The organism is Pantoea phyllosphaerae (genome assembly GCF_051025595.1).
GTDB lineage: Bacteria > Pseudomonadota > Gammaproteobacteria > Enterobacterales > Enterobacteriaceae > Pantoea.
Genome location: NZ_JBPFDE010000001.1, coordinates 533,207 through 547,861 on the forward strand (window position 1 = coordinate 533,207; position 14,655 = coordinate 547,861).

The window sequence follows — 14,655 nt, forward strand, 5'->3', positions numbered from 1 at the left end:
GGTTTATCGAACAGACGATGATGCTGTTCAACGCGTGGGTGAGAGGGGCCGAAGAGCAAAGCGTCCCGCAACAGGGACAAAAACGCCGGGAGCGTTTTTGAACAACGCGGTGCGTTGGCCCGGTTACGGGCGCACCTCAGGGAAGAGGTGCGTATCTGCGGGCCGAGCGAGCAAGGATGCGTAAAGCGACTTTGCGGTCGGGCCCTCTCATCCACGCAGGCATCCGCTCTTACAGGCAAGCTAAACGGCGCATATGCGCCGTTTTTTACGGGGTCAGCTGCGCCTGATGCTGCGTCAGCCAGGCGGGAAAATCCTCAATCGGCATCGGCCGCGCGTAGAAATAGCCCTGCAGCAGATCGACGCCGCGCTCGCGCAAATAGGCGGCCTGCTCGGCGGTTTCGACCCCTTCGGCCACCAGGCTAATGTTTAAACGCTGCGCCAGCGAAATCACCATATCGGTCACCGTCGCGTTGATGGCGTCGGTGCCAATCGCCGCGGTGAAAATCTTGTCAATCTTCAGCACGTCAGGCTGCAAATCCTTCAGATAGGAGAGCGAACTGTGCCCGGTGCCGAAGTCATCGATGGCCAGCCGCACGCCGATGCTGTGCAGCTGCGAAATCACCTTTTGGTCCACTACCGGCAGGGCGTCGCGCTCCGTCAGCTCCACTACCAGCTTCGGCAGCGGATTCGCCGGCCACCACAGCTGTTGCAGATCCTCAACGATGGCGCGATCGCGGAAGTGGCTGGCGGCCACGTTAATGGCGATATGAAATGAGGGACAGCGCGGCAGGTTCGGCAGCTGCGCCACCGCTTTGTTAAGCACGAAGCGCGTCAGCGGCGCGATAAGATTCTGCCGCTCGGCCAGCGGAATAAACACGTCCGGCGGGATCCAGCCCTGGCGCGCGTTATGCCAGCGCAGCAGCAGCTCGATGCCGTCGCACTCGCCGCTCTGGGCGTTAATCAGCGGCTGGCAGTAGACCATAAATTCATTGGCGGTAATGCCGTAGCTGATCTGCCAGCTCAGGCTCATGCGGTTCGCCGTCGCCAGCCAGACGATATAGCCGATCAGCAGGCTCAGCAGCAGCGCCAGCGGCAGCTGCGACGGCAGCGACGCCATCGCCAGGCGTGCCGGCGAGGGGCCATAGAGCGTAATGGAAAAGGGATAGCGCAGCGAACCCTGATCGTAGCTGACCTCATCTTCTGACGGCATCGTGGGCTCAATCAGCGGGTTGCCATACTCCAGACTTTCGCCGCCGACGCTGAAGATAGCGCGCTCTACCCAGGGATGCTGTGGCTCCAGCAGATAGGTGCTCATCAGCTCAATATTAATCGCCTGTAAAATGCCTGAGCGGTTATCGAGTGTCTTAGGCGTCCACAGCAGCAGGATCGGCGAACCCTTCAGCAGGTAATTGTCGGTTGTCAGCATCATGCGCTGATTATTAATGGCCAGCTCGGGATAGGTCTGACTAAAAGGAATGGCGCGCGGTCCGTAAATGCTGGAGCAGTAGATGGTGTCGTTTTCCACCAGTAGCATGGCGCGCACGGTTTGCAGCGCAGAAATCTTCTCAACAAGCGGGAAGCGCACATCCCGACAGGGCACGCCGACCAGCCCCAGCGTATTGTTTGCCGAAACGTCGAGCGGCGAAAACATGCGGTCAAAGCGCTGAATGGCGTTATTAGCGAAATTAAGCGACTGCTGTTCAATACGCGACTTCTCTTCAAAAAAGCGCAAAGCCAGCGTCAATATTAAAACCACAGCGGCGAGCACCAACGCGATAAAGAGTCGCTTACGGCGAAACTGTCCAACATATTGCTGGGCCAAAAGCATCAGTAACCACCTTCCACACACTAAATTAAAGCAGGATAACGGAGAGATTATCGGCAAGGCGGAAATAAGGTTTAGCCATGCTTGATAAAAAAAGCGGTACTGAAATAACCGCGTGACCTGAAAGAGTCGCGCGAATCATAACTTTATCGTTAATCAGGGCGATGAGGTAGAGCGAGGCGCGCGATTCATGACGACCGCGCGAAAAACAACCGATGCCGGAACATTAGTCGCACTGAACTTTTATCGCCAGGCCGCCGCGCGAGGTCTCGCGATATTTGGCGTTCATATCTTTGCCGGTTTCATACATGGTTTCGATAACCTTATCGAGCGAAACGCGCGGCTCGCTGGTGCGGCGCAGCGCCATGCGGGCGGCGTTGATCGCCTTTACCGAGGCGATAGCGTTGCGCTCAATGCAGGGCACCTGCACCTGACCCGCCACGGGGTCGCAGGTCAGGCCGAGGTTATGCTCCATGCCGATCTCGGCCGCAACGCAGACCTGTTCCGGGCTGCCGCCCAGCAGTTCGGTCAGTCCGGCGGCCGCCATGGAACAGGCTACGCCGACTTCGCCCTGACAGCCCACTTCCGCACCGGAAATCGAGGCGTTCATTTTATACAGGATACCGATGGCGCCCGACGCCAGGAAATAGCGGGTGAAAATATCGGGCGTCACGGTTTCGATAAAGCGATCGTAATAGGCGAGCACCGCCGGAACGATGCCGCAGGCGCCGTTGGTGGGCGCGGTAACGACGCGGCCGCCAGCGGCGTTCTCTTCGTTGACCGCCAGCGCGAACATATTAATCCAGTCGATGACGTTCATCGGATCGTTGGAGTGTTTGGACGATGAGGTCAGCAGGCGACGCAGCGAGGCGGCACGGCGCGGCACGCGCAGCGGGCCCGGCAGCACACCTTCGGTATTGAGCCCGCGATCGATACAGGCCTGCATCGTCTGCCAGACGTCGGTAAAGTAGTCGCGGATCTCGTCGCGGGAGTGCAGCGCCAGTTCGTTCTTCATCACCAGGCCCGAGAGTGACAGACCGGTTTCGCGGCAGTGCGCCAGCAGCGCTTTCGCCGAGTGAAAAGGCCATGGCACGCTCACTTCATCCAGCGTCGACTGGCCGAAATGCTCTTCGTCGACGATAAATCCGCCACCCACCGAATAGTAGGTTTTGCTTAAGATCAGCAGGTCGCCCGCAAAGGCGAGCAGGCGCATGCCGTTTTCATGCAGCGACAGATTCTCGCTGCGGAACACCATGCCGCCTTCGCGCGGAAAGTCTACTTCGTGCGCGCCCTTGGCCAGCAGCAGTCGTTCGCGCTGCTCGACGTCTTTAATAAAGGCAGGAATGCTGTCGATATCCACCGTGGCCGGGGAAGCGCCCGCCAGCCCCATAATAATGGCGATATCGGTATGGTGGCCCTTGCCGGTTAGCGAGAGGGAGCCGTAGACGTCTACAGCGATGCGCGTCACCTCCTGAAGTTTTCCCTGTTCAATCAGCAGGTCGACAAACTCCTTGCCTGCTTTCATCGGCCCCACGGTATGGGAACTCGACGGGCCAATGCCCACTTTGAACATGTCAAAAACGCTAATCACAGGCGACACTCCTCACAAAAAATTTTTTATCTCTGCCGGGGCAGTTTGTGGCGCTAATAGTAATCGTCGGCCCAGGTAAACGAACGCCTTTTCGCATGAAATAAACTAATCGTTCAGGCGAGAAATAGTTATGCTGCACAGCTGAGTGCAACCGATTGTTTATAAAGGCTAAAATAGAGCGAGGCGGGGGGTCAGAACGCAATCTGCTGGCTCAGAGAGCGGATGATGCCAGCCGTCATGCCCCATACCAGATACTCCTCATAGACCGAGAGCCAGACCGGATGACGCAGGCCGGCATGCTGCACCTCCAGCGACGCGTAACGGTTGAGCCGCAGCGCCTCTTCCAGCGGCATCTCAAAAGCGCTTTCCACCTCGTCGGGATTGATGTGCAGCGCAATCTGCGGCGAAATGATGCCAACCACCGGCGTCACGCGAAAGCCAGTGCTGCTGGTCACGGGAGCGAGCTGGCCGATCACCTTCACCTCATCAGGAGCGATGCCGACCTCTTCCTGCGCCTCGCGCAGGGCGGTCGCCACCAGGGAGATGTCGTCATCGTCCTGCATGCCGCCGGGAAAGGCGACCTGACCGGCATGCTTGCGCAGCTCCCGCGAACGGCGCGTCAGCAGCAGGCCCGGCGCGGCGCGCGCAACGATGGGCACCAGCACTGCCGCCTGGCGACCGGCGGGGCGCTGTTGCGGCTTCTCAGGCTGATGCAGCATAAAGCGGGTAATAAAGGCGTCGAGCGTAAGCGGCTTCATTCGTTGTCTCCGGACAGCGCAGGCAAAATGCGGCTGACTTTGTGTAGCGTTTCCTGATATTCGGCGTCCAGTTCGCTGTCGGCAACCACGCCGCCGCCCGCCGCGCAGAACAGCTGCTGGCGCTCGGCGATCAGCGTGCGAATAGTGATGCTGGTATCCATACGCCCGCAGAGGCTGAGATAGCCGATGCTGCCGCACCAGGCGTTGCGGCGATGCGGCTCCAGCTCGTCGATAATCTCCATCGCGCGGATTTTCGGCGCGCCGGTAATGGAGCCGCCGGGAAAACAGGCGCGCAGCAGATCGCTGGCGTGCAGCGAGGCAGGCAGGCGCGCACGTATGGTGCTGACCAGATGATGCACCGCCGGGAAAGGCTCGACCTCGAACAGCGCCGGCACGCTGACGGAGCCCGGCGCAGCGACGCGGCCGATATCGTTGCGCAGCAGATCGACAATCATCAGATTCTCGGCGCGATCCTTTTCCGACTGCGCCAGCGCCAGCGCTTCACGACGATCAAGCTCGGCATCGGCCGCACGCGGCCGCGTGCCCTTGATCGGCCGCGTTTCAATCTCATCGCCCTTCAGCGATAAAAAGCGCTCCGGCGACAGGCTAAGGATGGCGCTGTCGGGCAGGCGTAGAAAAGCACTGAATGGCGCACGGTTAGCGGCGTTGAGGCGGCAAAACGCCAGCCACTCATCGCCCTGATAGTGCGCCTGAAAGCGCTGCGCCAGATTGACCTGATAACAGTCGCCCGCCTGGATATAGGCCTGCACCGCGTGAAAACGCGCGGCGTAGTCGCGGTAGCTCAGGTTGGAGTGCCAGTCGCTGGTGAGCGAGAAGGGCGCGGCGTCGCGCGTCGGCCACTGCAGCAGCCAGCGCAGCCGCGCCTGCGCATCTCCCAGCGACACCAGCGTCAGGCGCTGCAGATGGTGGTCGGCGATCAGCGCCCAGTCGTAAATACCGATCGCCATATCAGGCGTCGTGAGATCGTCCACAGCCTGCTGCGGCAGGCGTTCGAAGCGGCGCCCGAGATCGTAGCCGAACAGGCCAAGCGCACCGCCCTGAAACGGCAGGTCGTCGCGAGCGTCGGGAGGCACACCCAGCGCCTCGCACTGGCGCTGCACCAGCCATAGCGGATCCTCAGCCGAGTGGCTCACGGCGTCGCGGGCGTCAATTGTCGTCAGGTCGCCGTGGGTCACCAGGGTGGCGCGCGGATCGGCGGTCAGTATATCGAAGCGGTTGTCCGCATGATCGGCATGGCCGGAGGTGAGCAGCATCGCCCAGGGAAGATGCGAAAGCCTGGCGAAATGCGCGCTGAGCGCATCCTGCGTATAGTGTAGACTGAGCGTTGAGACCATTATTCGGCAAAAATCAGACAGTAATGAGGGCGTTAGCCTGACATATTTTTTACCGGCTGGCATCTGTTTGTTCCCCTGGGAACCCTGCTGCCCGCCTTGCAACCAGGAGTGAAGAATGTTTAAAGGTTTACCGGCACTCTCCCACGAGCAGCAGCAGCAGGCGGTGGAGCGCATTCAGGAGCTAATGGCTGGCGGCATGTCCAGCGGAGAGGCGATTACGCAGGTCGCGCAGGAGATCCGCCATACCCATACGGGCGAGCAGATCCGGGCGCGCTTCGAAGATGACGAGGATGAAGAGTAACGCCCGGCGCGGCCCTGTTGCCTACAGCGCCGCGATGATTTTAATCTCAACTTTATATTTGGGGTTCATCAGCCCGGCCTGAACGGTGCAGCGCACCGGCGCATTGCCGGGCGATACCCACGCGTCCCAGGCGCGGTTCATCGCCGCAAAATCCTCTTTTTCCACCAAAAAAATCGTGGCGTCGAGGATCTTACTTTTATCCGAACCGACGCGCGTCAGCAGCGCGTCAATCACCGCCAGCGCGTTGGCGGTCTGCGCCTCAGCGTCGGCGTCGAGGTTTTCCGGCACGCTGGTGTAATAAACCGTTTGATCGTGGATAACGGCTTCAGACATACGATGTTCGGGATCGATACGGGTAATGGTCATTGTTTCTCCTTATTTTTCCAGCTGATAGCCTGGCACAGTCCAGGGGGCGCTGTCATCAGTTGTGGAGCCGCTGGTGGAATACTGACATAATTACAGTGTTTTTGCCGAAACGGGTGAGGAAGTGTGGCGGACGATTTTGCAGTAGATGGCGCGCTGGCGCAGGCGATTGCCGGCTTTAAGCCGCGCGAGGCGCAGCGTGAAATGGCGCAGGCAGTAGAAGAGGCGGTGAAGGCTGGCGGTGAACTGGTCGTCGAAGCGGGAACGGGCACGGGAAAAACCTACGCCTATCTGGCGCCCGCGCTGCGCGCCGGAAAAAAAGTGATTGTCTCAACCGGCTCGAAGGCGCTGCAGGATCAGCTCTACGGCCGCGATCTGCCGACCATCGCAAAGGCGTTAAATTTCACCGGTAAAACTGCCTTGCTGAAAGGGCGCTCCAACTACCTCTGTCTGGAGCGGCTGGAGCAGCAGTCGATGGCGGGTGGCGATCTTAACGCCCAGGCGCTGGGCGATCTGGTGACGCTGCGCGGCTGGTCGTCGCAAACCGTTGACGGCGATATCAGCAGCTGCGGCGGCGTCACCGAAGACAGTCCCATCTGGCCGCTGGTAACCAGCACCAACGACAACTGTCTCGGCAGCGACTGCCCGCTCTATAAAGATTGCTTTGTGGTCAAAGCGCGCAAGCGCGCGATGGATGCCGACGTGGTGGTGGTTAACCATCATCTGTTTCTCGCCGATCTGGTGGTCAAGGAGAGCGGCTTCGCAGAGCTGATCCCGGAAGCGGACGTGATGATCTTCGATGAGGCGCATCAAATCCCCGACATCGCCAGTCAGTACTTCGGCCAGCAGCTCTCCAGCCGCCAGCTGCTTGACCTGGCGAAAGATATCACTATTGCCTACCGCACCGAAGTGCGCGACGTGCAGCAGCTGCAAAAATCAGCAGACCGCCTCGCGCAGTGCGCGCAGGATTTTCGCCTGACGCTGGGCGATCCGGGCTATCGCGGCAATCTGCGTGAACTCTTCGCAGACAACAATGTGCAGCGCATGTTTACGCTGCTCGACGATGCGCTCGAGCTTTGCTACGACGTGATAAAAATGTCGCTGGGGCGCTCGGCGCTGCTGGACGCGGCCTTTGAGCGCGCCGCGCTCTACCGTGGACGCCTCAAACGCCTGCGCGCGATTAATGAACCCGGCTACAGCTACTGGTACGAATGCACCTCGCGCCACTTTATCCTCGCCTTGACGCCGCTCTCGGTCGCGGAGCGCTTCCGTGAGGTGATGGATGCGCGCAAGGCGGCGTGGATTTTTACCTCCGCGACGCTGGCGGTCAATGAAGAGATGCACCACTTCGCAGACCGCCTGGGCGTCAGCAGCGCAAAGACCCTGATCCTCAACAGCCCGTTTGATTTCAGCCGCCAGGCGCTGCTCTGTGTGCCACGCAATCTGCCGGAGCCGAACCGGCCCGGCGGCGCGCGGCAGCTGGCGCGCATGATGAAGCCGCTGATCGACGCCAATAAAGGCCGCTGCTTCTTTCTCTGTACTTCGCACCTGATGATGCGCGAACTGGCGGCGGAGTTCCGCGCCAGCATGACGCTGCCGGTGCTGGTACAGGGCGAAACCAGCAAAGGCCAGCTGCTGCGACAGTTTATCGAGGCGGGCAACGCGCTGCTGGTGGCCACCAGCAGCTTCTGGGAGGGGGTCGACGTGCGTGGCGATGCGCTGTCGCTGGTGATTATTGACAAGCTGCCCTTTACCTCGCCGGAAGACCCGCTGCTGAAGGCGCGTATGGAAGATTGTCGCCTGCGCGGCGGCGATCCCTTTAGCGACGTACAGCTGCCGGACGCGGTGATTACCCTGAAGCAGGGGGTAGGACGTCTGATCCGTGACACGGACGATCGCGGCGTGCTGGTGATTTGCGATCAGCGGCTGGTGTCCCGTCCCTACGGCGCGCTGTTTCTCAACAGTCTGCCGCCGACGCCGCGCACCCGCGATCTGGCGCGCGCCATCGCCTTCACGCAGCAGGCAAAACAGTAATTTTCCGTCGGCTGTGCTAACATGCGCGCCGTTTTAAATGACCCGAGGTTGTTATGTCTTCCCGAATCCTGGCGCTGGACACTGCGACAGAAGCCTGTTCAGCCGCGCTGCTTAATCAGCAGCAGATCGATGCCCGTTTTGAAATCGCGCCGCGCGACCATACGCAGCGTATTCTGCCGCTAATCGAAGAGCTGCTGCAGGCGCAGCAGCTGGCGCTGACGGCGCTTGACGCGCTGGCGTTCGGCCGCGGTCCCGGCAGCTTTACCGGCGTGCGTATCGGCATCGGCATCGCGCAGGGCCTCGCGCTCGGCGCCATGCTGCCGATGATCGGCATCTCCACGCTGGCGACGCTGGCGCAGGGCGCGTATCGCCAGCAGGGCGCGACGCGCGTGCTGGCGGCGATTGACGCACGCATGGGCGAGGTTTACTGGGCCGAATATCAGCGCGACGAACACGGCGTCTGGCAGGGTGAGGCGAGTGAATGCGTGCTGTCGCCGGAGGCGGCGCTGGCGCGCATGCAGGCGCTGGAGGGCGAGTGGTTTATCGCTGGCACCGGCTGGCAGGCCTGGCCGCAGCTGCAGCAGGGCCACGCCTTGATCCTCAGAGAGAGCGGCGTGGAACTGCCCGCTGCGGAAGATATGCTGCCGCTGGCGCAGCAGGCGTGGCAGCGTGGTGCGACCGTTCAGCCCGAGCATGCGGAACCGACCTATTTGCGTAACGAGGTGGCGTGGAAAAAATTGCCTGGCCGCTGAGAACCTGAGGCGCAACTTATTGCCACCGCGCCAGTCTAACAAACATCTTTTAGGAGAATGCCTATGTCACTATGTCATAAAGGAATGTCCGGGGTTTTGTTAGCCTGCGCGCTGCTGCTCAGCGGGTGCGTCACGGTGCCGGATGCAATCAAGGGAAGTTCCGAGCTTCCTCAGCAGGATTTGGTGCGCGTGATGAACGATCCGTCGCTCTATGTCGGTCAGGAGTCGCGCTTCGGCGGCAAAGTGGTTAAGGTCACCAACCTTAACGGCAAAACCCGGCTGGAGATCGCCACGCAGCCGCTGGACGACAGCGCGCGGCCGCGTTTAGGCGCCGCTTCCGTCGGGCGTATATACGCCGACATTAATAACTTCGTCGATCCCACCGATGTGAACAACCAGTACGTTACCGTGCTGGGCAACATCAAGGGAACGGAGAAGGGCACCATCGGCGCGGCCAGCTACAATTTTGTTGTGGTGGACGTGCGCGGCTATCAGCGCTGGCATCTGACGCAGCAGATCAATACGCCGCCGCAGCCGATCGATCCCTGGATCTGGTATGGCCCGACGCGTCGCCATCCCGGCTACTGGGGACCTAACCCTTACTGGGGCATGAATAGTGGCCCGGCGCAGGTGGAAACGATTCTGACGGAATAGGTGTAACAGACAATATTTCAGGCCCGGCCGCGCCTGTCGCGACCGGGCTTTTTATTGCCGCTGAAAAGCGGGGTGAAAATTAGTGATGCGCTTCGCAACCTCAGCAGGCCGAATCCGGCAAACTGGTACAATGAGTTAAAATATTGTTAATTGGCTGGGTGTTGAGGGTGCAATGGAACAACAACATATTAATCGAGGTGAACCCTTGAATAAGGTCTGGCTGAAACGCTATCCGGCAGATGTGCCCGCCGAAATTAACGCGGATCGTTATACCTCTTTGGTCGATTTAGTTGAACAGGCGACGCAGCGTTACGCCGATCAAACCGCTTTTATCAATATGGGGCAGCCGCTGAGCTATCGGCAGCTGGAGCAAAAGAGCCGCGCCTTCGCCGCTTACCTGCAGTCCGGACTGGGGCTAAAAAAAGGCGATCGCGTTGCGCTGATGATGCCGAATCTGCTGCAATACCCGGTGGCGCTGTTCGGCGTGCTGCGCGCGGGCATGGTCGTGGTCAACGTTAATCCGCTTTATACACCGCGTGAACTCAAGCACCAGCTCAATGATAGCGGAGCCAGCGCCATTCTTATCGTCTCGAACTTCGCGCATACGCTAGAGAAAGTAGTGGCGGAGACGGCGGTGAAGCACGTAATCCTGACGCGCCTTGGCGATCAGCTCAGGCCGGTAAAGGCCACGCTGGTGAACTTCGTGGTGAAATATATTAAAAAGATGGTGCCGAAATACCATCTGCCCGGCGCGGTGAGCTTTCGTCATGCGCTCCAGCAGGGCGAAACGCTGGCCTACCAGCGCCCTAGCGTGACTAACGACGACCTGGCGTTTTTGCAGTATACCGGCGGCACCACCGGCATCGCCAAAGGGGCGATGCTGACCCACCGCAACATGCAGGCCAACCTCGAACAGACCAGGGCAACCTATGGCAAACTGCTGCGCGACGGTAAAGAGAGCGTCGTGACCGCGCTGCCGCTCTACCATATTTTCGCGCTAACGGTGAACTGCCTGCTGTTTCTTGAGCTGGGTGGGCAGAACCTGCTGATCACCAACCCCCGCGATATACCCGGCTTCGTCAAGTCGCTGTCGAAGTTTCCCTTTACGGCGATCACCGGCGTCAACACGCTGTTTAACGCGCTGCTGAACGACGCGCAGTTTACTAAACTCGACTTTTCCACGCTGCGCCTGTCGGCGGGGGGCGGCATGGCGGTGCAGAAAGCGGTGGCGGAGCGCTGGGAAAAGCTCACCGGCCACTACCTGCTGGAAGGGTATGGCCTGACAGAGTGTTCGCCGCTGGTGTCGGTTAATCCCTACGACATCACTGAGCATACCGGCAGCATCGGCCTGCCGGTGCCTTCTACCGACGTGCGCGTGGTGGACGAGCAAGGCAACGATGTTGAACCTGGGGTGCCGGGCGAGCTCTGGATCCGCGGCCCGCAGGTGATGGCGGGCTACTGGCAGCGGCCGGACGCCACCGAAGAGGTGCTGAAAAATGGCTGGCTCCTCAGCGGCGATATTGTTACCGTTGACCCGCAAGGCTTTATTCGCATTGTGGACCGCAAAAAAGATATGATCCTCGTCTCAGGTTTTAACGTCTATCCCAACGAGATTGAAGATGTCTTGATGCAGCATCCCAAAGTGCGGGAAGCAGCGGCGATTGGCGTGCCGAGCGATCTCTCGGGCGAAGCGGTTAAAGTCTGCATCGTGAAGAAAGAGGCGTCGCTGACCAAAGAAGAGCTGCTCGACCACTGTCGGCGTCAGCTGACGGGCTATAAAGTCCCGAAAATTATTGAGTTCCGCGACGAGTTGCCAAAAAGCAACGTCGGGAAAATCCTGCGGCGCGAACTGCGTGATGAGGCCCGATCCGGCACACGCTGACGCTGATGTCAGGCAAGATTTCTGGTTGAACGCCGGCGAAGCCCGGCGTTTTTATTGATGATGAGATGGAGCGCCGCGCGCAGTCTGTCGCGGTGAAAATGAGATTTGAATTATTCCCTGATCGACCAAAATGAGCAGCTGGCCGTTGTCTGCCAGAAGGCCCGCCAGCATGCGGCCGTCGCGCTCGACACCGAGTTCGTCCGCACCCGCACCTATTACCCACAGCTGGGGCTGATTCAGCTGTTCGATGGCGAACAGCTGGTGCTGATCGATCCGCTGACCATCAGTGACTGGTCGCCGTTTATCGCGCTGCTGAGCGACACGCAGGTGAAAAAGTTTCTTCACGCGGGCGGCGAAGATCTCGAGGTTTTTCTGCACCGTTTTGGCGTGCTGCCGCAGCCGATGATCGATACGCAGATTCTGGCGGCCTTCAGCGGCCAGCCGCTCTCCTGGGGCTTTGCCGCGATGGTGGCGCATTTCACCCAGGTCACGCTGGACAAGAGCGAATCGCGCACCGACTGGCTGGCGCGCCCGCTGACGCAGCGTCAGTGCGACTATGCTGCGGCGGACGTGCACTATCTGCTGCCAATCGCGCAGCAGCTGATGACCCTGACCGAGGCGGCGGGCAATATGGCCGCGGCACTCAGCGAATGCGACCAGCTCTGCCAGCGACGTCTTGATATTCTGCAGCCGCAGGATGCCTGGCGCGACATCACCAACGCCTGGCAGCTGCGTCCGCGCCAGCTGGCGGCGCTGCGGCTGCTGGCCGCGTGGCGTCTGAACCTGGCGCGCGAAAAAGATATGGCGGTCAATTTTGTGGTGCGCGAAGAGAACCTGTGGAAGGTGGCGCGCTTTATGCCGGGCTCCATGGGCGAGCTGGATCATCTTGGCCTGTCAGGCCATGAAATTCGCTTCCACGGCAAAACCCTGGTGGCGCTGGTGGCTGAAGCGCAGGCACTGCCGGAAGAGGCGCTACCGCCGCCGCTGGGCAATCTGGTGGATCATCCGCATTATAAAAACGTATTCAAGGCGATTAAGGCGCTGGTGCAGGAAGTCAGTGAGGAGAGCGGCTTCAGCCAGGAGCTGCTGGCGTCGCGCCGTCAGATCAATCAGGTATTGAGCCAGTACTGGGGACTGAAGCCGCAAACGCGCGTGCCGGAGCTGCTGGCAGGCTGGCGCGGCGATCTGTTTAAAACCCGCATTGAGGCGATTCTGGCGCAGTACTGATTGAAAACATTCCCCTGCTCAACAGCAGGGGAATATCAGGAAACCGACACCGTCATTTGGCCGCTTCTTCCGTTTCAGGTAGCGTCACGTTCAGCTCCAGAATGGAGATATCATCGCCTTTCTGATCAAGCTGAACGGTGACCATATCTGGATCGATCTTCACATATTTGCAAATCACTTCCAGAATGTCGCGCTTAAGCTGTGGAAGATAGTGGGGCTCACTGTCGCCCCTTCTGCGTTCTGCCACGATAATCTGCAGCCTTTCCTTGGCTATGTTGGCAGTGTTCTTCTTCCGGGATAAAAAGAAATCGAGTAATGCCATGGTTTATCCCCCGAACAGGCGTTTCAGGAAACCCTTCTTCTCTTCTTCAATAAAGCGGAAGGGACGTTCTTCGCCGAGTAACCGATCTACGGTATCAGCATAGGCTTTGCCGGCATCGGAATTCGTGTCGAGGATCACTGGTTCGCCCTGGTTAGAGGCGCGCAGCACCGACTGGTCTTCCGGGATGACGCCCACCAGCGGAATGCGCAGGATCTCAAGCACATCTTCCATGCTCAGCATGTCGCCACGATTAACGCGGCCAGGGTTATAACGGGTCAGCAGCAGGTGCTCTTTAACCGGCTCCTGACTGTTTTCGGCGCGGCGAGATTTAGAGGCGATAATTCCGAGAATACGGTCAGAGTCACGCACCGACGATACTTCCGGGTTGGTGGTGATAATCGCTTCATCGGCAAAGTAGAGCGCCATCAGCGCGCCGGTCTCAATGCCTGCCGGGGAGTCGCAGACGATAAAGTCGAAATCCATCGCCGCCAGATCGTTGAGGACTTTTTCCACGCCTTCGCGGGTCAGCGCATCTTTATCGCGCGTCTGGGAGGCGGGCAGGATATGCAGCATCTCGGTGCGCTTGTCTTTGATCAGCGCCTGATTCAGCGTGGCATCGCCCTGGATAACGTTAACGAAGTCGTAAACCACGCGGCGTTCGCAGCCCATGATCAGGTCCAGGTTACGCAGGCCAATATCGAAATCGATGACGACCGTTTTTTTGCCTTTTTGCGCTAAACCGGTGGCGATGGCCGCGCTTGACGTGGTCTTGCCAACGCCCCCTTTACCGGATGTAACTACAATAATGCGTGCCATAAATATTGATTTCCTTAACAGAAGAAAAGGGGCCTAATTAAGTGTCTGGATAGTCAGCGCGCCCTCTTCGAGGCTAAGGCGCGCGGCTTTACCAAAAAATTCCGCCGGGATTTGATCCATGATCCAGTACTCACCGGCGATGGAGACCAACTCTGCTGCCAGGTTGGTACAGAAAATCTGGCTGTTGCGATCGCCACCGGCACCCGCCAGCGCGCGTCCTCGCATCATGCCGTAAATATGAATGTTGCCGTCGGCAACCAGTTCGGCGCCGGCACTCACGCTGTTGGTGACAATCAGATCGGCGTTACGCGCGTAGATCTGCTGCCCGGAACGCACCGGCGTGGTGACAATGCGCGTTTTGCTCGCTACCGGTTCAGCGGGCGCGGCAGGCTGCGCCGCTGGCGCTGGGGTTTCATTGCGCCGCACGCTCTCTTTACCTTCCGCCAGTACCGGCAGGCCGGCGCGGGCGATCATGCGTTTCAGCGCCTCGTCTTTACAGCCGCTGACCCCAACGATGCGCAATCCGGTCGCGGCGATCGCCTGCTGCAGCTGTTTCCAGTTGACGTTGCCGTTAAGCGTCGCCACGTTAAGGACGACCGGCGCGTTTTTTAAGAAATCCGGCGCCTGATCGATTTTGTCCTGAAGCGCCTTGCGAATCACTTCAGGTTCGGGATGGTGCAGATGAACAACAGACAGGGTAAAACTGCTACCTTTGAATTCGATTGGCGTTTGTGACATCTGTCCCACTCAGTCCTGTTTTCTCGCCCGGCGAACA

General features: G+C 59.5%; 14 protein-coding genes. 6 read left to right on the forward strand and 8 right to left on the reverse strand.

The genetic code is table 11. From position 1 onward, the window contains the following. Positions 1-265: 265 nt before the first annotated feature. From ACR6A7_RS02510 to pabB, 4 genes are all read right to left on the reverse strand, one after another. A complete protein-coding gene (locus ACR6A7_RS02510) occupies positions 266-1,828 on the reverse strand; it encodes an EAL domain-containing protein (RefSeq protein WP_434123180.1) in 1,563 nt (520 codons plus the stop codon). A gap of 223 nt (positions 1,829-2,051) precedes the next feature. Continuing rightward, on the reverse strand, positions 2,052-3,416 hold the full coding sequence (locus ACR6A7_RS02515; RefSeq protein WP_434123182.1) for an L-serine ammonia-lyase: 1,365 nt from the start codon (positions 3,414-3,416) through the stop codon (positions 2,052-2,054). Between the two features lie 191 nt (positions 3,417-3,607). Further along, complete coding sequence (locus ACR6A7_RS02520; protein ID WP_434123184.1) at positions 3,608-4,174, reverse strand: CoA pyrophosphatase; 567 nt, start codon at positions 4,172-4,174, stop codon at positions 3,608-3,610. Beyond that, the gene (pabB, locus tag ACR6A7_RS02525) at positions 4,171-5,532 is read right to left on the reverse strand and encodes an aminodeoxychorismate synthase component 1 (RefSeq protein ID WP_434123332.1); all 1,362 of its coding nucleotides are present in this window, start codon (positions 5,530-5,532) and stop codon (positions 4,171-4,173) included. Before pabB ends, ACR6A7_RS02520 begins: the two co-directional genes overlap by 4 nt. A gap of 112 nt (positions 5,533-5,644) precedes the next feature. Here pabB and ACR6A7_RS02530 point away from each other — a divergent pair, with 112 nt between their 5' ends. Next, the gene (locus tag ACR6A7_RS02530) at positions 5,645-5,830 is read left to right on the forward strand and encodes a YoaH family protein (protein ID WP_434123185.1); all 186 of its coding nucleotides are present in this window, start codon (positions 5,645-5,647) and stop codon (positions 5,828-5,830) included. Positions 5,831-5,851: 21 nt separating this feature from the next. On the opposite strand, the gene ACR6A7_RS02535 is transcribed toward ACR6A7_RS02530, so the two are convergent. Next, positions 5,852-6,196, reverse strand: a complete 345-nt coding sequence (locus tag ACR6A7_RS02535; protein ID WP_434123186.1) for a RidA family protein — start codon at positions 6,194-6,196, stop codon at positions 5,852-5,854. Positions 6,197-6,319: 123 nt separating this feature from the next. Between ACR6A7_RS02535 and yoaA the strand changes: the two genes are divergently transcribed. The 5 genes from yoaA (at position 6,320) to rnd (ending at position 12,742) form a co-directional block, all read left to right on the forward strand. Then, positions 6,320-8,227, forward strand: a complete 1,908-nt coding sequence (yoaA, locus tag ACR6A7_RS02540) for a DNA repair helicase YoaA (protein WP_434123187.1) — start codon at positions 6,320-6,322, stop codon at positions 8,225-8,227. A gap of 53 nt (positions 8,228-8,280) precedes the next feature. Beyond that, the gene (gene tsaB / locus ACR6A7_RS02545) at positions 8,281-8,979 is read left to right on the forward strand and encodes a tRNA (adenosine(37)-N6)-threonylcarbamoyltransferase complex dimerization subunit type 1 TsaB (RefSeq protein ID WP_434123188.1); all 699 of its coding nucleotides are present in this window, start codon (positions 8,281-8,283) and stop codon (positions 8,977-8,979) included. Between the two features lie 63 nt (positions 8,980-9,042). After that, on the forward strand, positions 9,043-9,633 hold the full coding sequence (locus ACR6A7_RS02550; RefSeq protein WP_434123189.1) for a Slp family lipoprotein: 591 nt from the start codon (positions 9,043-9,045) through the stop codon (positions 9,631-9,633). Positions 9,634-9,838: 205 nt separating this feature from the next. Then, complete coding sequence (fadD, locus tag ACR6A7_RS02555; protein ID WP_434123191.1) at positions 9,839-11,515, forward strand: long-chain-fatty-acid--CoA ligase FadD; 1,677 nt, start codon at positions 9,839-9,841, stop codon at positions 11,513-11,515. Between the two features lie 105 nt (positions 11,516-11,620). Further along, positions 11,621-12,742 carry a ribonuclease D gene (gene rnd / locus ACR6A7_RS02560; protein WP_434123192.1) on the forward strand — a complete coding sequence of 374 codons (1,122 nt, stop codon included), beginning with the start codon at positions 11,621-11,623 and terminating at the stop codon, positions 12,740-12,742. Between the two features lie 52 nt (positions 12,743-12,794). Here the strand turns inward: rnd and minE are convergent, their stop codons facing one another. Genes minE through minC form a run of 3 tightly spaced genes read right to left on the reverse strand, consistent with a single transcriptional unit; the run spans position 12,795 to position 14,618 of the window. Then, entirely contained in the window at positions 12,795-13,064 is a 270-nt protein-coding gene (minE, locus tag ACR6A7_RS02565; RefSeq protein WP_033746630.1) for a cell division topological specificity factor MinE, read from the reverse strand. A gap of 3 nt (positions 13,065-13,067) precedes the next feature. Next, positions 13,068-13,880 carry a septum site-determining protein MinD gene (minD, locus tag ACR6A7_RS02570; protein ID WP_033746633.1) on the reverse strand — a complete coding sequence of 271 codons (813 nt, stop codon included), beginning with the start codon at positions 13,878-13,880 and terminating at the stop codon, positions 13,068-13,070. A 33-nt stretch (positions 13,881-13,913) separates the two neighbouring features. Beyond that, complete coding sequence (gene minC, locus ACR6A7_RS02575; protein ID WP_434123194.1) at positions 13,914-14,618, reverse strand: septum site-determining protein MinC; 705 nt, start codon at positions 14,616-14,618, stop codon at positions 13,914-13,916. Positions 14,619-14,655: the final 37 nt, after the last annotated feature.